This is a genomic window from Comamonas composti DSM 21721 (genome assembly GCF_000429845.1).
In the GTDB taxonomy this organism is placed as follows: Bacteria; Pseudomonadota; Gammaproteobacteria; order Burkholderiales; family Burkholderiaceae_C; genus Comamonas; species Comamonas composti.
In genome coordinates this window covers 74,011-91,830 of sequence record NZ_AUCQ01000007.1, presented here as the reverse complement: position 1 = coordinate 91,830, position 17,820 = coordinate 74,011, and the positions used below count along the sequence as shown (strand labels likewise).

The 17,820-nt window shown below is 61.6% G+C and carries 19 protein-coding genes; 13 read left to right on the top strand and 6 right to left on the bottom strand.

The window, feature by feature from the left end; translation table 11 throughout:
• Nucleotides 1–71 precede the first annotated feature (71 nt).
• The 6 genes from ybaK to G486_RS0106960 all read left to right on the top strand — a co-directional run bounded on the left by ybaK (nt 72) and on the right by G486_RS0106960 (nt 6,871).
• Nucleotides 72–566, top strand: coding sequence for a Cys-tRNA(Pro) deacylase (ybaK, locus tag G486_RS0106985; RefSeq protein WP_027014898.1), 495 nt, complete (start codon nt 72–74; stop codon nt 564–566).
• Nucleotides 567–731: 165 nt separating this feature from the next.
• Nucleotides 732–1,412, top strand: coding sequence for a glycerol-3-phosphate 1-O-acyltransferase PlsY (plsY, locus tag G486_RS0106980; RefSeq protein WP_027014897.1), 681 nt, complete (start codon nt 732–734; stop codon nt 1,410–1,412).
• A 136-nt stretch (nt 1,413–1,548) separates the two neighbouring features.
• Nucleotides 1,549–3,114 carry a DUF4178 domain-containing protein gene (locus G486_RS0106975; RefSeq protein ID WP_027014896.1) on the top strand — a complete coding sequence of 522 codons (1,566 nt, stop codon included), beginning with the start codon at nt 1,549–1,551 and terminating at the stop codon, nt 3,112–3,114.
• 18 nt (nt 3,115–3,132) lie between these two features.
• Entirely contained in the window at nt 3,133–3,351 is a 219-nt protein-coding gene (locus tag G486_RS0106970) for a DUF350 domain-containing protein (RefSeq protein WP_027014895.1), read from the top strand.
• Nucleotides 3,352–3,548: 197 nt separating this feature from the next.
• Nucleotides 3,549–5,090, top strand: a complete 1,542-nt coding sequence (locus G486_RS0106965) for a polyamine aminopropyltransferase (RefSeq protein ID WP_051303242.1) — start codon at nt 3,549–3,551, stop codon at nt 5,088–5,090.
• Nucleotides 5,091–5,101: 11 nt separating this feature from the next.
• On the top strand, nt 5,102–6,871 hold the full coding sequence (locus tag G486_RS0106960; RefSeq protein ID WP_027014893.1) for an NAD(P)-binding protein: 1,770 nt from the start codon (nt 5,102–5,104) through the stop codon (nt 6,869–6,871).
• Nucleotides 6,872–6,989: 118 nt separating this feature from the next.
• Here the strand turns inward: G486_RS0106960 and G486_RS0106955 are convergent, their stop codons facing one another.
• The 6 genes from G486_RS0106955 to G486_RS24265 all read right to left on the bottom strand — a co-directional run bounded on the left by G486_RS0106955 (nt 6,990) and on the right by G486_RS24265 (nt 9,926).
• Nucleotides 6,990–7,400 carry an ExbD/TolR family protein gene (locus G486_RS0106955; protein ID WP_027014892.1) on the bottom strand — a complete coding sequence of 137 codons (411 nt, stop codon included), beginning with the start codon at nt 7,398–7,400 and terminating at the stop codon, nt 6,990–6,992.
• A 3-nt stretch (nt 7,401–7,403) separates the two neighbouring features.
• Nucleotides 7,404–8,126: a MotA/TolQ/ExbB proton channel family protein gene (locus G486_RS0106950; RefSeq protein ID WP_027014891.1), complete on the bottom strand. Its 723-nt coding sequence runs from the start codon at nt 8,124–8,126 to the stop codon at nt 7,404–7,406.
• Nucleotides 8,127–8,143: 17 nt separating this feature from the next.
• A complete protein-coding gene (locus tag G486_RS0106945) occupies nt 8,144–8,851 on the bottom strand; it encodes an energy transducer TonB (RefSeq protein WP_034386852.1) in 708 nt (235 codons plus the stop codon).
• A gap of 104 nt (nt 8,852–8,955) precedes the next feature.
• Nucleotides 8,956–9,222 carry a (2Fe-2S)-binding protein gene (locus G486_RS0106940; protein ID WP_027014889.1) on the bottom strand — a complete coding sequence of 89 codons (267 nt, stop codon included), beginning with the start codon at nt 9,220–9,222 and terminating at the stop codon, nt 8,956–8,958.
• 234 nt (nt 9,223–9,456) lie between these two features.
• A complete protein-coding gene (locus G486_RS0106935; RefSeq protein ID WP_027014888.1) occupies nt 9,457–9,756 on the bottom strand; it encodes an SWIB/MDM2 domain-containing protein in 300 nt (99 codons plus the stop codon).
• Nucleotides 9,681–9,926 (bottom strand): hypothetical protein, encoded by a 246-nt coding sequence (locus G486_RS24265; protein WP_169728580.1) that lies wholly within the window; start codon nt 9,924–9,926, stop codon nt 9,681–9,683. The genes G486_RS0106935 and G486_RS24265 overlap by 76 nt, the downstream gene beginning before the upstream one ends.
• Nucleotides 9,927–10,016: 90 nt before the next feature.
• On the opposite strand from G486_RS24265, the gene rraA reads away from it, so the two are divergent.
• The 7 genes from rraA to pheS all read left to right on the top strand — a co-directional run bounded on the left by rraA (nt 10,017) and on the right by pheS (nt 17,742).
• Nucleotides 10,017–10,538, top strand: coding sequence for a ribonuclease E activity regulator RraA (rraA, locus tag G486_RS0106930; protein ID WP_027014887.1), 522 nt, complete (start codon nt 10,017–10,019; stop codon nt 10,536–10,538).
• Nucleotides 10,539–11,454: 916 nt separating this feature from the next.
• Nucleotides 11,455–12,786 carry an isocitrate lyase gene (gene aceA, locus G486_RS0106925; protein WP_027014886.1) on the top strand — a complete coding sequence of 444 codons (1,332 nt, stop codon included), beginning with the start codon at nt 11,455–11,457 and terminating at the stop codon, nt 12,784–12,786.
• Nucleotides 12,787–13,118: 332 nt separating this feature from the next.
• Nucleotides 13,119–15,038, top strand: a complete 1,920-nt coding sequence (gene thrS, locus G486_RS0106920; RefSeq protein ID WP_027014885.1) for a threonine--tRNA ligase — start codon at nt 13,119–13,121, stop codon at nt 15,036–15,038.
• Between the two features lie 81 nt (nt 15,039–15,119).
• The gene (gene infC, locus G486_RS0106915) at nt 15,120–15,728 is read left to right on the top strand and encodes a translation initiation factor IF-3 (protein WP_084455101.1); all 609 of its coding nucleotides are present in this window, start codon (nt 15,120–15,122) and stop codon (nt 15,726–15,728) included.
• Nucleotides 15,729–15,942: 214 nt separating this feature from the next.
• On the top strand, nt 15,943–16,146 hold the full coding sequence (rpmI, locus tag G486_RS0106910) for a 50S ribosomal protein L35 (protein WP_027014883.1): 204 nt from the start codon (nt 15,943–15,945) through the stop codon (nt 16,144–16,146).
• 26 nt (nt 16,147–16,172) lie between these two features.
• Entirely contained in the window at nt 16,173–16,532 is a 360-nt protein-coding gene (gene rplT, locus G486_RS0106905) for a 50S ribosomal protein L20 (RefSeq protein ID WP_027014882.1), read from the top strand.
• Between the two features lie 157 nt (nt 16,533–16,689).
• A complete protein-coding gene (pheS, locus tag G486_RS0106900; RefSeq protein WP_027014881.1) occupies nt 16,690–17,742 on the top strand; it encodes a phenylalanine--tRNA ligase subunit alpha in 1,053 nt (350 codons plus the stop codon).
• The last annotated feature ends 78 nt before the right edge of the window (nt 17,743–17,820 follow it).

Sequence of the window (17,820 nt, the reverse complement as noted above, 5' to 3'; positions counted from 1 at the left end):
CCTGTTGTCGGCTGCGGCAGGGCCCGGTCTGCTCGGCGTATAGTCTTGGGCGCGGAACTTCACTCAGAAAAATGACCAGGAAAAATGCCCATGTCAGCGAGACGCCGGCCACCAAGATGCTGCGCGTTCACAAGATTGCATTCAGCGAGCACCCGTATGACTACGTGGAGCATGGCGGCACCTCGCAAAGTGCGGCCAGCCTGGGCCTGGACGAGCACATGGTGATCAAGACCCTGGTCATGCAGGACCAGGATGCGCGCCCGCTGATCGTGCTCATGCATGGCGACTGCAAGGTCTCGACCAAGAATCTCGCGCGCCAGATCGGCGCCAAGAGCGTGGAGCCCTGTCAGCCCGAGGTGGCCAACCGCCACAGCGGCTATCTCGTGGGCGGCACCTCGCCGTTCGGCACGCGGCGTGCCATGCCGGTGTACATGGAGCAAAGCATTCTCGATCTGCCGCGCATTGCCATCAATGGCGGCAGGCGCGGTTTTCTGGTGCAGCTGGCGCCGCACGACTGCTTCGATCTGCTCGATGCCCAGGCCGTGCAGTGCGCATTGCAGGAATAGCTTTTGCTTGCGCCCGCCCGGTGCAGCGCCTCGGGCCTGTGCTGCATGCATGGGCGCTGTGCGGGGCGCTGGCAAAATAGGCGCTTCAAACGCTTTTGAATATTCAGGGCTGCGGCCGGCTCCAAAGGGGCTGGCCGCAGCCTTTATCGTGGACAAGGACAGGAATTGAACGCGCTCTACCCTCTCATCGCCACCGTGGCCGCCTATCTCACAGGCTCGCTTTCCTTTGCCGTCATCGTGAGCCGCGCCATGGGGCTCAGCGATCCGCGCACCTATGGCAGCGGCAATCCCGGGGCCACGAATGTGCTGCGCTCGGGCAGCAAGGCGGCTGCGGCCGTGACCTTGCTGCTGGATGCGGCCAAGGGCTGGCTGCCCGTGGCCCTGGTGCACTGGTTCGGCGCGGACTTCGGCCTGCATGAGGGCACGCTGGCCCTGGTGGCGGTGGCGGCCTTCCTGGGTCACCTGTACCCGGTGTTCTTCAGGTTCGAGGGCGGCAAGGGCGTGGCCACGGCCCTGGGCGTGCTGCTGGGCATCAACGGCTGGCTGGGGCTGGCCGTGGCCCTGGTCTGGCTGGCCATGGCCGTGCTGTTTCGCTACTCGTCGCTGTCCTCGCTGGTTGCGGCGGTGTTTGCTCCCGTGTTCTATCTGCTGGCCAGCGGCCTGGTCTGGTATGCGGAGACGCCGGTGACGGCGGCCATCATCGCCATGAGCGCGCTCTTGATCTGGCGCCACCGCGAGAACATCCAGCGCCTGCTGGCCGGCAAGGAGTCCAAGCTGGGTCAGAAGAAGGGCGAGGCCGCCAAGGCTGGCGCGGCACCCAAAGGCACAGGCTCCAAAAAGGGCTGAGGCAGGCTGCACCAGAACTGCGGGCGCTCTTGAAAAAGAAGCTGTTAGCGCGTGCTGTATCTGAGTTTCAGCATGTTTTAAACTTGAGTTCCTTACATATCAAGCGCTCCAAGCTCTTTTATTCATAGCCCCCACTATGGCCACCAGCTCCTACGAGCGCATTTATCGCGCCCCTTGTCCCGGTTGTGGTGCGCCTGTGGAGTTCGCCAGTGCCCAGGCCAGCTATGCGATCTGTGAGTTCTGCCGCAGCACCGTGCTGCGTCAGGGCGAGGTGCTGCAGCGCAAGGGCTCCATGGCCGAGGTTTTCGAGGACTACAGCCCGATGCGCATCGGTGCCTCGGGCTCGGTCGAGCGCGACGGCCGCTCCGAGCCCTTTACCCTGGTCGGGCGGCTGCAACTCAAGAGCCGGGCCGGGGTCTGGAGCGAGTGGGTTGCCGCGCTCAGCGACGGGGCCCTGGGCTATCTGAGCGAGGATAACGGCCAGTTCGTCTGGTCCTGGCCCTGGACGCCGCAGCACCAGATCCAGCGCTTCGAGCCCCGCGAATGGCGCCTGGGCCGCAGCCTGGAGCTGGGCGGCAAGACCTTTGGCGTGACCAGCGTGCAGAGCGTGCACCTGTTGTCGGCCCAGGGGCAGCTTGCACAACTGCCCGAGCCCGGCAAGCCTTTCCAGGTGGTGGAGCTGCGCAGCGAGCAAGGCCAGGTGCTGTCGCTGGAGTTTGACGGCGGCCCGCCGAGCCTGAGCCTGGGCGGGCCCGTGAAGCTCGCCGATCTGAAGATGCAGGGCCTGCGCGAAGGCCCGTCGATCAAGGGCGAGCAGGGCCGGCACTTCAATTGCCCGAAGTGCGGCGGCGGCGTTCCCGTGCGCTTTTCATCGACCAAGAGTCTGAGCTGCCCGAGCTGCGGCTCGCTCATCGATCTGGAACAGGGCATGGGCCAGCAGCTTGCCTATGCCGAGCAGCACGAGCCCGTAAGACCCTCGATTCCCATGGGCAGCAAGGGCATGCTCGAAGGCCTGCAATGGCAGGTCGTGGGTTTTCAGCACCGCATGGGCAAGGAGCCCGGCGACGACGAGAGCTTTGGCTGGGAAGAGTATCTGCTCTACAACCAGAAGGCCGGCTTTGCGTTCTTGATCGACTCCCTGGACGGCTGGAGCATGGCGCGCGTGACCACGGGCCTGCCCCAGCTCAACAGGCGCCGCGACAAGGCCAAGTACCTCAAGCGCCAGTACGTGCGGGAGTCGAGCTATGCGGCCGAGACCACGTATGCGCTGGGCGAGTTCTACTGGCCCGTGCGGCGTGGGCAGATCACGCAGAATGTGGACTATGTGAGCGTGGGCGAGCGCAGCAAGGCCTTTCTGTCCAGCGAGAACGAAAAGGGCGAAGTCACCTGGAGCCACGGCACGGCGGTCTCGGTGACGACGCTGTCTGCGGCCTTCGGCGTGAGTCACCTGCTCGACCGCTCCCAGGTCGGCATCTCGTCAGGCGGGCGCCTGACCATCAAGGTCATCTTCATCGGTCTTGCAGTGCTGCTGATGAGCCTGTTCGCGATCAAGGCCTGCACCCGCACGGACTGCGAGCCCGGCCAGGGGCGGGTCGTCGATGCCTCGGGCCAGCTCGTCAACCAGAGCGGCAACTGCAACAGCTATACCCGCAGCCGTGGCGGCTCCTGGGGTGGCTTCACCTCGGGCGGCAGCCACAAGTAGAGCAAAGGAAAACACATCATGAATTTCAACTGGTTCAATCCCTCGGTCTTCTTCGGCTCGATTGTTTACGCCCTGGTCGGCGTGGTGGTGTTCTGGCTGTGCTTCATCATCATCGACAAGATCACGCCCGTGGACCTGTGGGCCGAGATCGTGGAAAAGCACAACAAGGCCCTGGCCATGGTGGTCGCGGCCATGTGCCTGGGCATCAGCATCATCGTGGCTGCGGCGATTCATTAATCCCCCCTGAGTCGCCTTCGGCGCCTTCCCCCCAGGGGGACGACGCTCTTTGCTGCGCGGCCCTTGCTGAGCGTCCCTGGATTGGGTCGCGCCCGTTGTGTGCGCTGGGCCGCTGGCCTGGCGCCCTCACCCCTTGGGGGACAGGGCGGGGGTGAGAGGCTTCCCAGCCATTCGCATTTTCAATCACCGAGGTCCATTTGACGGAATCGATCGCCAAGCCGGGCACTGGGGCCCGGCCCATCGATGTGGCGCTGCTGGCCAGCGTCTTCATCATCGCGGCCTGCGGCCTGCTGTATGAGCTTGCGGCCGGCGCACTGGCCTCCTATCTGCTGGGGGACTCGGTGCTGCAGTTCTCCACCATCATCGGCACCTATCTGTTTGCCATGGGCATAGGCTCGTGGCTGTCGCGCTATTTCGAGCACCAGTTGCCTGCGCATTTTCTGCGTATCGAGCTGCTGGTGGCGCTGATTGGCGGGGCCTTGCCGGCCGTGCTGTTCCTGGCCAATGCCTATGTGCCGGGGGCGTTCCGCTTTCTGCTCTACGGGCTGGTGCTGCTCGTGGGCACGCTGGTGGGGCTGGAGATTCCGTTGGTCATGCGCATTCTGAAGCGCAACGTGGCCTTCAAGGATCTGGTCTCCCAGGTGCTGACCTTTGACTACCTGGGCGCGCTGGCTGTTTCCCTGGCGTTTCCGCTGCTGCTCGTGCCCCAGCTCGGCCTGGTGCGCACAGGCCTGCTGTTCGGCTTCATGAATGCGGCCGTGGCCGTGTGGGCGCTGGCGTTGTTCCGTCACGAACTGCGCCGCCCGCGCGCCCATGGCCTGGCCTGCGCGGCCGTGCTGGGCATTCTGGGCCTGGGGCTGTGGGGGGCCGAACATCTGACGCGCCTGGCCGACGATCACTTCTACCAGGACCGCATCGTGCTCTCCAGCAGCTCGCCCTATCAGCGCATCGTGGTCACGCAAGGACGCCAGGGCGCCAGGCTTTATCTCAACGGCAATCTGCAGTTTGCGCAAAGCGACGAGTACCGCTACCACGAGGCCCTGGTCCACCCCGTGATGGCCGCGCATGGCGCGCCCAGGCGCGTGGCCGTGCTGGGCGGTGGCGACGGCATGGCCGTGCGCGAAGTGCTCAAGTACCCGTCGGTGGAGTCGGTGACCCTGGTCGAGCTCGATCCCGTGATGACCGAGTCCTTCAAGACCCATGCGATGCTGGGCGCGCTCAACCAGCATGCCCTGAGCGATGCGCGTGTGCACATCGTGAATACCGATGCCTTCCAGTGGCTGCAGCAGGAGGGCGGGATGTTCGATGTGTTCATCGTGGACTTTCCCGATCCCACGAACTTCGCCATCGGCAAGCTGTTCACCAACAGCTTTTATGCGCTGCTGGACAAGCGCCTGGCGGCCGGCGGCTATGCGGTGATCCAGACCACCTCGCCCCTGATCGCGCGCCAGAGCTTCTGGACCGTGGTGCAGACCGTGGAATCCATTGGCCTCACGACCCGCCCCTACCACGCCCATGTGCCCAGCTTTGGCGAGTGGGGCTTTGTGATCGCCAGCCGCAGGCCCTGGCGTCTGCCCGAGGCGCTGCCCTCGGGCCTGCGCTTTCTGAGCCCGCAAAGCATGGCGCTGATGTTTGATTTTCCGCTGGACATGGCACGCGTGCCTGCCGAGGTCAACCGCCTGTCCAACCAGGTGCTGGTCCATACCTACGAGCGCGAATGGGGCAAGGTCGCGCCTTGAGGAGCTCGCACATGTCCGTGCCTTCTTCGCCGGGCCGGCGCCGGTGGCTGCAATCGGCCTCGGCGGGTGCGGCCGCCAGGGCCCTCATGGGCATGCCGGGGCTGGCGGCACATGCCGGCTGCACCCAGCCATCACCCCGCATCGAGGACTTGCCAGGCGGCTTCACGGGCCAGGCCGTGGAGCGCGGCCATGCGCTCAAACCCTGGTGGCAGCGCCTGGCCCAGGGCCTGGATCTGCCGCCGCCCGCCGTGGTCCATCGTGCGCCCGTGCTGATCGCAGGCGGCGGCATGGCCGGGCTTGCGGCTGCGCGTGCGCTGGAGCTTGCGGGCGTGCAGGGGGCAGTCCTGCTGGATTTGCAGGAAAGCATGGGCGGCAACAGCCGTGCAGGCGAGGTGCAGGGCGTGGCCTGTCCGCTGGGGGCGCATTACCTGCCGCTGCCCGGCGACGATGCGAGCGAGGTGCAGGACTGGCTGGAGCAGCTGGGCCTGCGCGAGCGCCGCGCCGGACGCTGGCAGTATGACGAACGCCACCTGTGCCACAGCCCCCAGGAAAGACTGTTCTGGCAGGGCGGCTGGCATGAAGGCCTGCTGCCCGTGGACGGCGTGCAGCCGCAGACCCTGGAGCAGTACCGCCGCTTTGCGGCCTGCATTGCGGGCGAGATGCGCCGGGCCACATTCGCCATCCCTTCCATACGTGTCTGGCAGCGGCATGCAGGGCTGCCGGCCTCGCATGCCGGGCTTGACGCACAGACCATGGCCGGCTGGCTGGGTGCGCAGGGCCTGGATGATGCGCAACTGCTGTGGTATCTGGATTACTGCTGCCGCGATGACTTCGGCGCCGGTCTGAACCGGGTCTCGGCCTGGGCCGGCGTGCACTACTTTGCCAGCCGCCACGGCTTTGCCACACCGCAGCCGCTGGAGGAAGGGCGTGAGGCAGAGGAGGCCGGCTCGGCCGTGCTGACCTGGCCTCAGGGCAATGGCTGGCTGGTGCAGCAACTGCTGGCGGGTCTGGTCGCGACCGGGTTGCAGACCGATTGCAGCGTGCTGGCGATTGCCGAGGCGGCGGATGGGGTGCAGATCGACACCTATCACCACGGCAGGGCGCGCCATGAGCGCTGGCTGGCCGCGCGCTGTGTGGTGGCCTTGCCGAGCTTTGTGGCCGCACGCGTGGTGCGCGATGCGCCGCAGTTTCTGCGCTCTGTCGCGGGCCGCCTCGACTGGGCGCCCTGGCTGGTGGCCAATGTCCATCTGCAAAAGCCCTTGATGGACTGGCCGGGCGCACCGCCGGCCTGGGACAACGTGCTGTTCGACGACCCCAACACCGGTGGCCTCGGCTATGTGGATGCGGGCCACCAGAATCTGGACAGGCTCACGCCCCGGCCGACGGTGCTCAGCTACTACCAGGCCCTGGGAGACTGGCCTGATGGCCGTCGGCAGTTGCTCGCACAGCCGTTTGCGTTCTGGCGCGAGCGCATCGTGCCAAGCCTGCTGAGGCCTCACCCCGACTTGCTGCACCAGGCCACACGCATGGAAATCACGCGCTACGGCCATGCCATGGCCATACCGCGCCCCGGAGATCAGCAGCACCTGAGTGCCGTGGCCTTGCAGGCCTTGCATGGCAAGGGCAGGGCGCTATGTCAGGGAGAGCCGGTGAGCCTGCTGCCCACACCGGGAACGCGGCGACTGTGGTTTGCGCACTCGGACTGGGCCGGCTACTCGGTGCTGGAAGAGGCCTTTGTGCGCGGCCATCATGCGGGCCTGTGGGCTGGGCGAAGGGATTGAGCACGGCGGTGGTGCTGCGGCTTCTGAAAGTATTGCCGACAACAAAAAACGGCCCAGAGGGCCGTTGCCGGACTGGGCCGGATTGGAGACCAGGCCTGCAAGGCCGGGCCTGCTGCTGTTATTTGGCCGGGTCGGTCACAAAACCGATCTTGCGCACGCCTGCACGCTGGGCTGCGGCCATGGCCTGGGCCACGCGTTCGTAGCGCACGCTCTTGTCGCCCTGGATGTGGAGGTCGGGCTGGGGCTCCTTGATGGCCTCGGCCTGCAGATTCTGCTCCAGCTGCTCGTCGCTGATGTCCACGCCATTCCAGTGGTACTGGCCGTCGGAGGACACGGCCAGGCGCACGGTGGCGGGCTTGAGCTCCTCGGGCTGGTTGGCGGCGCGCGGCAGGTCCACGTTCACCGAGTGCTTCATCACGGGCACGGTGATGATGAAGATGATGAGCAGCACCAGCATGACGTCGACCAGGGGCGTCATGTTGATCTCGTTCATCACCTCATCGGATTCGTCCATGGTTCCGAACGACATGGCTCAGGCGCCTTTCTTGAGGGGCAGCACATTGCCCTGGGCCTGACCGTCGACGCAGACGCGGGTGCCGGTCACGAAGTAGGCGTGCAAATCGTGGGCAAAGCTGTTGAGGTTGTTCAAGATGGACTTGTTGCCGCGCACCAGGGCGTTGTAGCCAAGCACCGCAGGAATGGCCACGGCCAGACCCAGGGCCGTCATGATCAGCGCCTCGCCGATCGGACCCGCAACCTTGTCGATCGTGGACTGGCCCGAGGAGCCGATGGCCACGAGCGCGTGGTAGATGCCCCAGACCGTGCCGAACAAGCCAATGAAGGGTGCGGTCGAACCCACCGAGGCCAGAATCGCCAGGCCCGATTGCAGGCGTGCCGTGAATTCGCCGATGCTGTTGCGCAGGCAGCGCGTGACCCAGTCGCTGATGTCCAGCGTGTCGTGCAGATGGGCACTGGTCTTGCGGTGATGGGCCGTGGCCTCACGCCCTTCAAGCACCAGATGGCGGAAGGGATTGGCCTTGTCCTGTCCAAGCTTTTGCAGGCCTTCTGCGAGATCGGGGCTGTGCCAGAAATCCTGTGCCTTGCGCGCGTATTTCTTGAAGCGGACTATGTCCAGCGCCTTGATGACGATGACCAGCCAGGAGGCCACGGACATGACCAGCAAGATGATGGCCACGGCGCGCGTGACGAAGTCGCCTTGCGTCCAGACATTGGCGATGCCGAATTGGGAATCCATGAATACTCCTGAAGCTTTTACTCGAGAACAAAATTGATGGGCACGATGTTCCACATGGCTTCAGGAACACCGTTACGTTTGCCAGGCACGAACTTCCAGCGTTTGACCGCTTCCAGTGCCTGCTGGTCCAGACGCTCGTATCCGCTGGACTTGTTGATTTCGATTTTCTGCGGGGCGCCGCTTTCGTCGATGAGAACGCGCAATACCACCTTGCCTTGCTCGCCCATTCGCCTGCTGATGGACGGATAGCTCGGACGGGGATTGTTCAGATATGCGGCATTGCTGGACGGCAGCTCGATCCTGGGAGGTGCGGGTGGTGCAGGAGGGGCTGGCGGCGCCGGGGGGGCGGGCGGTGCGGGAGGAGCCGGTGGTGCGGGTGACGGATCCGGCACGGGATCCTCCTCCAGGGCGCCTTGAGGGGCAGCCGGGGCCGGCTTGGGGTCGGCAATCGCCTTGGGAAGGGGGGCTGCTTTCTTGACCTGGGGCTTGGGCGCAGGCGCAGGAGGCGGTGGCGGTGTAGGAACGGGCGGCGCGGGCTCGGGGGCTGGCGGCGTTATGAATTCAGCAATCACCTCCGCTGGCACGATCAAATCCTGAGGCGCCTGCTTGATCAAACCATTTTGCATGGCCCACAGGGCTGCTGCATGGAAGGCAATCACAGAGCCAGCGATTACGGCATTGCGGCCAAAATTCGAAGCCGGGGGGAAACGTTCAGACTGGGTCATAAAAGCGAGAGGTGCGGCCAGTGGCGGCGAGGCCGCCTGGCTGGCGCACGGCAATGATGGATCTCAGCGGCGCAGAGTCCACCAAGTGCATGCAACCACAAGAATCAAACTGCCGACAAGTGCTGAGAAGAAGGCCATGCTTTGCTCTCCACAATAGAGTTGGCAAGCTGCACGGTCTGCGCCTGGTTGTGAATGGCTGCCACGGGCTGGGTGGCACAGCACTGGTTTACCACGTCGCGCGCGCAGCTCTCGCAGCGACCGCATTGCATGGCAACCCCGAGCTCGAACTGGATTTCATCAAAGCTCATGCCCGCGCGGGCATGGCGTGCGATCTCTCGATCTGAAATCCGACGGCAAACACAAACAATCATGGCAGCAGGCAGTAGTGGCTGGCTATGGTTAGGATGAATAAATTATAAATGAGAATTTATCGCATTTGCAATACAGATCCATGTGGCAATCAGGGGTTGCTGCATTATTCATGATCAATCCCGCGCCGAGCTTGTGCTGGCAAGGCCCGCTTGACCGCGTGTCAGGCGAAAAAAAACCGGCGCTGGGCCGGTTTGAGCGCAAGCGGAGCCATTGCCCCGCCATGGCCTTTCGGCTTACTTGACGTGCTTGCCGATCAAGCCTGCCATCTCGAACATCGAGACCTGGGGCTTGCCAAAGACTTCCTTGAGCTTGGCATCGGCATTGATCATGCGCTTGTTGCTCGCGTCTTGCAGGTTGTTGGCCTTGATGTAGACCCACAGCTTGCTGATGATCTCAGTGCGGGGCAAAGGCGTGGAGCCCACGACGGCGGCCAGGGCGGCGCTGGGAGTCAGGGGCTTCATGAAAGCGGCGTTAGGAGTGCGCTTCTTTGCGGGGGCAGCGGGGGCTGCCGTTGCTTTTTTTGCAGTTGCCATATTGCTTGTTCCTTGTTGGGAGTGGATTTCACCAGCGAAAAACAGCTGCTATCCACTGGCAGGCCGATGCTAATGGGAAAAAAACGCTCTTCCAAGCTGGAGCGCTGTTTTTTTGCCTCGATTTGTTGCTCCAGCCCGCTTTTTAGGGCGATTTTGCATTTCTTGAGCATCGTGGCGGGGCGAAATCCCGCTCTCGCACCTCTGACGCCATGGCACGATGGAGACTGAGCCGGAGCATTGAGGTGCCGGACAATCAGGAGATGAACACTATGCCAACGACGAATTTCAGCACTTGCGACATGTGCGATGCGCGCCTTGAAGACACTGATGGCCGATTTCGTGTCTTGCCCCCCTTGTTTCAATCCTTTGGCGGCCTGCAGGCCTTTGCCGGGGCCGTGAGCACAGTCCAGTGCCTGGACGACAACAGCTTGGTGCGCGCAGCCTTGACAGAGCCAGGGCAGGGGCGGGTGCTGATCGTGGATGGCGGCGGCGTCATGCGTCGGGCTCTGGTCGGGGGCAATCTGGCGGTTCTCGGCGAGCGCAATGGCTGGAGCGGCATCGTGGTCTATGGCTGCGTGCGTGATGTGGCCGAGCTCAACGCCGCGCAGGTGGGCATACGTGCACTGGCACTCAATCCCATGCCCACCCTCAAAAAGGGCCAGGGCCTGCGCGATGTACCTGTGCAGATTCAAGGTGTCTGGGTGCGTCCCGGCGACTGGCTGTATGCCGATGCCGATGGCATGGTGGTCTATGACCAGCCTATTGATCTGGACAAGCCATAAGCCGCTTTCACGAGAGGCCTGGCTGACCCTCTTTGTGCAGACGCAAGCCTGTGTCCTGTCTTGTTGATGGACTTGCCGGGCCCGATGGCAGCCAATTCACTTGGCAGGACTGGCCTGAAGGTCGGGGCTTGGCTGGCTGGGAATTGTCCTTCGGGAAAGCTCTGGCCGTGGTCACGGTGGTTGCAATGAACAGCAGGCCTGAGGCTGTGCCAGCCCGAGCGTGCTTAGAACGTGTTTACGATCTCCTCGGTGCCGCGCCAGTGTCTGTGCGGGATGGGATACAAGGCGCGATACCGCAGCAATAGCTGTGCTATTGCGAGGATTCGCAACGCTGTAGACCGCCCGCAAAGGCACTGGCCCGAAGGGTTGGAGCGAAATCGGGCGATTTCTTCGCGCTGTGGCTTGCTTGCACCCCGGTGCAAGCTGCGCCCCATCGCTTTGAACTCATCCCGATTGCGCTCCAACGCGGCAGCGTAGAGATCGTAAACACGTTCTTACGACCTTTTTTACGATCTCTACGCGGGTGTGTCACCGAGGCGATCGTAAGCACGCGCTGAGAAGCTGGCGCTTTGCACTTTGTTTTTGTGGGCGCGCATGCCAGCGCGAGCCTTTTGGGGCAAGAACGCTGGAAGAGGTGGTTTTCGCACTATGAAGTTACGTTTCCATAATGTGGGAAATTGAAATGCTGCAATGCGGAAAAATTTCTCAATACAAGAAATTCAATTTTGCATTGAGAAAAATAATTCTAAACCATTGTTTTTTAACAAATAAATTTTAGTCTTGTATAAGACATAAGACATGGATTTAGTCTTGTATAAGACTTAAACTTGTTCTCAAGGTAGCCAGAAAACGGCTGCTCTCAGATCATCCAGTTAACTACCCAGCTGACTCTTTCCATCATTTCCAGGAGTACGACATGCCCCAATCCTTGAACCAGCAACTGAGCCGCGAACAGCAGATCTCCGCCCTTGAGAAGGACTGGGCCACCAACCCCCGCTGGAAGGGCGTCAAGCGCGGTTACTCCGCCGCCGATGTGGTGCGCCTGCGCGGCAGCCTGCAGCCTGAATACACCCTGGCCCAGCGCGGTGCCGAAGTGCTGTGGGACAAGATCAATGGCAGCTCCAAGAAGGGCTATGTGAACGCCTTCGGCGCCATCTCCGCCGGCCAGGCCATGCAGCAGGCCAAGGCAGGTCTGGAGGCCGTGTACCTGTCGGGCTGGCAAGTCGCTGCCGACGGCAACACCTCCGAGACCATGTACCCCGACCAGTCGCTGTACGCCTATGACTCGGTGCCCACCATGGTGCGCCGCATCAACAACACCTTCAAGCGTGCTGACGAAATCCAGTGGGGCAAGGGCATCAACCCTGGCGACAAGGACTTCATCGACTACTTCCTGCCCATCGTGGCCGACGCAGAAGCCGGCTTCGGCGGCGTGCTCAACGCTTTCGAGCTCATGAAGAACATGATCCAGGCAGGCGCTGCCGGCGTGCACTTCGAAGACCAGCTGGCCGCCGTGAAGAAGTGCGGCCATATGGGCGGCAAGGTGCTGGTGCCCACCCGTGAAGCCTGCGAGAAGCTGATTGCGGCCCGCTTTGCCGCCGACGTGATGGGCGTGCCCACCATCGTTCTGGCCCGTACCGACGCCGAAGCCGCGAACCTGATCACCAGCAACCACGACGAGAACGACCAGGCTTTCCTGACCGGTGAGCGTACGCAAGAAGGCTTCTACCGCGTCAAGAACGGCCTGGAGCAGTCCATCAGCCGCGGCGTGGCCTACGCTCCCTACGCCGACCTGGTGTGGTGCGAGACTGGCGTGCCCGACATCGGCTTTGCCCGTGAGTTTGCCCAGGCCGTGCACGCTGCCTGCCCTGGCAAGCTGCTCTCCTACAACTGCTCGCCTTCGTTCAACTGGAAGAAAAACCTCAACGACAGCCAGATCGCTTCCTTCCAAGAAGACCTGTCGGCCCTGGGTTACAAGTTCCAGTTCATCACCCTGGCTGGCATCCACAGCAACTGGTACAACACCTTCAAGTTCGCCCACGAATACGCTCGCGGCGAGGGCATGAAGCACTACGTGGAAATGATCCAGGAACCCGAGTTCGCCGCACGCGACAAGGGCTACACCTTTGTGTCGCACCAGCAGGAAGTGGGCGCAGGTTACTTCGACGACGTGACCACCGTGATCCAAGGCGGTTCGTCCAGCGTCAAGGCTCTGGCTGGCTCCACCGAAGAGGAGCAGTTCCACTGAGCTGCAATGCGTCTAGCTTCAGGTAAATAAGGGGGGAAGAGCGTCCGAAGTCTTGTGCTTCGGGCGCTTTTCTTTTGAGCGGGTTAAAATGCTGCGAGTTTTCAAATTACTTCAACTTACAAGGGCGAGAAAGGCAATGTTGGTTATGACACCGCGAACTACGACCGAGAGGTTTTTCAGCCGCTAAGCGGCTGGCGGTTCGCGCCTGCACGAGAAGCAGTCACACAGCTTTCTCCCCTTGATTAAAGCGCGGCCCAGTTCCGCGCTTTTTGCTTTTCAGATGAGGCATCGGCCGCGGCCCCGTATCCCACATTAGGTTTCCAAGGATTTCCATGCTCAAGATTACGCTTCCCGACGGTTCGCAACGAGAATTCGACGGCCCGGTCACTGTGATGCAGGTGGCCCAGTCCATCGGCGCTGGCCTGGCCAAGAATACGGTTGCCGGCCGCGTCAATGGTCGTTTGGTCGACGCCTGCGATCTGATCAGTGAAGACGCCAAGCTGCAGATCATCACGCCCAAGGACCAGGATGGCGTGGAGATCATCCGCCACTCCACGGCCCACCTGGTTGGCCACGCCGTCAAGCAGCTGTATCCCACGGCCAAGATGGTGATCGGCCCGGTGATCGAAGAGGGCTTTTACTACGACATCTCCTACGAGCGTCCCTTCACGCCCGAAGACATGGCCGCCATCGAGGCGCGCATGAAAGAGCTGATCGCCCAGGATTACGACGTGGTCAAGAAGATGACGCCACGCGCCGAAGTCCTCCAGGTCTTCAAAGACCGTGGCGAGGACTACAAGCTGCGCCTGGTCGAAGACATGCCCAACGAAAAAGCCATGGGCCTGTACTACCACCAGGAATATGTGGACATGTGCCGTGGCCCCCACGTGCCCAATACGCGCTTTCTGAAGGTCTTCAAGCTGACCAAGCTGGCCGGCGCCTACTGGCGTGGTGATGCCAAGAATGAGCAGCTGCAACGCGTCTACGGCACGGCCTGGGCCGACAAGAAAGACTTGCAGGCCTACATCACGCGCATTGAAGAAGCCGAAAAGCGCGACCACCGTCGCCTGGGCCGCGAGCTTGACCTGTTCCACATCGACGAATGCTCGCCCGGCACGGTGTTCTGGCACCCCAAGGGCTGGCGTGTGTGGCAGGAGGTGGAGCAGTACATGCGCCGCGTCTACCGCGACAACGGCTACGAGGAAGTCAAGGGTCCGCAGATTCTGGACAAGACGCTGTGGGAGAAGACAGGCCACTGGGACAAGTACCGCGACAACATGTTCATCACGGAGTCGGAAAAGCGCGACTACGCCTTGAAGCCCATGAACTGCCCGGGCCACATCCTGATTTTCAAGCAGGGCATCAAGAGCTACCGCGACCTGCCGCTGCGCTATGGCGAATTTGGCCAGTGCCATCGCAACGAACCTACAGGCGGTCTGCATGGCATCATGCGTGTGCGCGGTTTCACGCAAGACGATGGCCATGTGTTCTGCACGGAAGACCAAATCCAGCCCGAAGTGCTGGCATTCACGGAATTGTTGCAAAAAGTCTACAAAGACTTTGGCTTCAATGAAATTATTTACAAGGTCGCTACGCGTCCCGAGGCCCGCATTGGATCGGATGAAAGCTGGGACAAGGCAGAGGCTGCATTGATCCACAGTCTGGAGGCTTCGGGCTGTGAATATGTGATCGCTCCTGGCGACGGTGCGTTCTACGGCCCGAAGATCGAGTACACGCTCAAGGACGCGATAGGACGTCAATGGCAGTGCGGCACCATACAGGTGGATTTTTCCATGCCCGAGCGCCTGGATGCCGAGTATGTGGGAGAGGATGGCAATCGCCATCGTCCCGTCATGCTGCACCGCGCCATCGTCGGTTCACTCGAGCGTTTCATTGGTATTTTGATCGAGCAGCACGCCGGTGCCTTGCCGCTTTGGCTGGCTCCCGTGCAGGTCGCGGTGCTTAATATCACTGATGCCCAGTCAGACTATGTGCGCGAAGTTGTGCAAAAGCTGCAAAAAGCGTTGCCGAATCAAGGCCTTAGAGTGGTATCTGATCTGCGTAACGAAAAGATTACGTATAAAATACGCGAGCATTCGTTGCAAAAGCTGCCTTACATCCTTGTCGCAGGCGACAAGGAGAGGCAAGCAGGTGCGGTGGCAGTGCGCGCACGGGGTAACAAGGATCTGGGCGTGATGTCGGTTGAAGCTTTCATCGAGCTTGCGGCCAAGGACATTGCGGCTAAAGTCTGAAACTTCCTCCATCCAGGGCGTTGATCGCTTGCGCGTGCTGCACGCAAGCGGCCACGCTATTGTGGCAAACCAAGATCAAGGGTGAGAACCATAGCTACTGAATTTCGTGATCGGCGCCAACGTGAAGAGCGCAAGCATCGCCTCAACCGTGAAATCATGGCGCCTGAAGTGCGTCTGTCCGGGCCTGAGAATGAGCCTTTGGGCATAGTGCCTATACAAGAGGCGCTGCGCATGGCTGGAGAGTTGGACGTGGACCTGGTGGAGATCGCCGCCACCGCCAGCCCTCCGGTATGCCGTCTCATGGATTACGGCAAGTTCAAGTACCTGGAGCAGAAGAAGGCTGCCGAGGCCAAGGCCAAGCAGACCGTCATCGAAATCAAGGAAGTCAAATTCCGGCCCGGTACCGACGATGGCGACTACAACATCAAGCTGCGCAATATTCGCCGCTTCCTGGCTGAGGGTAACAAGTGCAAGATCACGCTGCGTTTCCGTGGCCGTGAAATCACGCACCAACAACTGGGTCTGGATCTGCTCAATCGCTTGCGCGATGACTTGTCGGACACCATCCAGGTCGAGCAGTTTCCCAAGCTCGAAGGCCGCCAGATGGTCATGATGATCGCTCCGGCGCGCAAGAAACCTGGCGCGCCCTCAGGCAAGCCTGAGACTGCAGCGGTCGCTGATAAGGCATAATTGCGGTTTTCCCTGAGAGCTTGCTTTTGGGGTGGCCGTGAAAACGGTTTTTGAATTTGCGCCCTGGTGCGTGTCTTGAACTGCACGGACCAGGGCGCAATGCGCAGACCTTCGAGGTCTGCAGCCGGCTTGCCGGTGAAAGAAGTGTCTCGGGGCCAGCAAGTGCGAGCAGGTTGCGCGCCGCCTCACGAGCACAATTAACAGGAGCATTCAAATGCCCAAAATGAAAACCAAGAGCAGCGCGAAGAAACGTTTTCGCGTTCGTCCGGGTGGTACCGTCAAGCGCGGTCAAGCCTTCAAGCGTCACATCTTGACCAAGAAGACCACGAAGAACAAGCGCCACCTGCGTGGCATTGTCAGCGTGCATGAAGGCGATATGGGCTCCATCGCAAAGATGCTGCCTGGCGCTGGTCTGTAATTCACTGACGAACAAGGAGAAAACAAATGCCTCGCGTCAAACGTGGTGTAACGGCCCGCGCCCGTCACAAAAAAGTTCTGGCCCTGTCCAAGGGTTTCCGCGGTCGCCGCGGCAATGTCTTCCGCATCGCCAAACAGGCGGTGATGAAGGCCGGTCAATATGCATACCGTGACCGTCGTACCAAGAAGCGTGTGTTCCGCCAGCTGTGGATTGCCCGTATCAATGCGGCTTCCCGTGAGCTGGGCCTGACTTACAGCCAGTTCGCCAACGGCCTGAAGAAGGCTGCCATCGAAATCGACCGCAAGATGCTGGCCGATATCGCGGTGCACGACAAGGCTGCATTCAGCGCCATCGTGGAGCAAGTCAAGGCCAAGCTGGCTGCTTGAGTTCACGATCGGTAGTTGCTCGATGTAGTAGCTGCTGACGCACTATCAGCAAGGGCTAGGGCTTGAAAAGGCACTAGCCCTTGTTTTTTTATCACCGGGTGTTTTTGCTGCCATGCGGGCCCCAAGCACCAGGTATTGAAATCGATAAAGAGTCGATATGAACGAGTTGGATTCTCTGGTCGAGAGCGCGCAGCAGTTGTTTGCGCAGGCCGCCACCCCTGCCGATCTGGAAAACGCCAAGGCGCAGTTTCTGGGTAAATCGGGCAAGATGACCGAGCTCATGAAGGGCATGGCCCAGCTTTCCGTCGAAGAGAAGAAGTCGCGCGGCGCCGCCATCAACGTGGCCAAGCAGGCCATTGAGGCTGCCCTGACTGCCCGCCGCAAAGCCCTGGCCGATGCCGAGCTCGAAGCCCATCTGAAGGCCGAGGTGCTGGATGTGAGCCTGCCCGGTCGCCGCCGCGGCACCGGTGGTTTGCACCCCGTGTCGCTGACGCTGGAGCGCATCGAGGGCATTTTTGGTTCCATGGGCTTTGATGTGGCCCAGGGCCCCGAGATCGAGTCCGACTGGTTCAACTTCACGGCGTTGAACACGCCGGAAGACCACCCCGCGCGTTCCATGCACGACACCTTCTATGTGGAAGGCGGCACGGAAAACGCGCCCAATCTGCTGCGCACCCACACCAGCCCCATGCAGGTGCGCCATGCCGTGCAGCATGTGAAGAAATACCGCAATCAGCTGGATGCCGGTCAGACCATGCCCGAGATCCGCGTGATTGCCCCGGGCCGCACCTACCGTGTGGACTCGGACGCCACCCACTCGCCCATGTTCCATCAGTGCGAAGGCCTGTGGGTCGGCGAGAACGTGAGCTTCAAGGATTTGAAAGTCGTGTTCACCGACTTTTGCAAGACCTTTTTTGAACAAGAAGACCTGGTGCTGCGCTTTCGCCCCAGCTTCTTCCCGTTCACCGAACCCTCGGCCGAGATCGACATCCAGTTCCAGAGCGGTCCGCTGGCAGGCAAGTGGTTGGAGGTGGCGGGCTCTGGCCAGGTGCACCCCAATGTGGTGCGCAACATGGGCCTGGACCCCGAGAAATACATAGGCTTTGCCTTTGGCATGGGGCCGGACCGGCTGACCATGCTGCGCTATGGCGTCAATGACTTGCGCCTGTTCTTCGATGGCGACATCCGCTTCCTGTCGCAATTCCAGTAATTAAAAAGTGAGCTGCGAGCGCAGGCCTGTCACCATTTCAAATCGAAATGATGCTGAAACCAAGAAGTACCAAGCGCT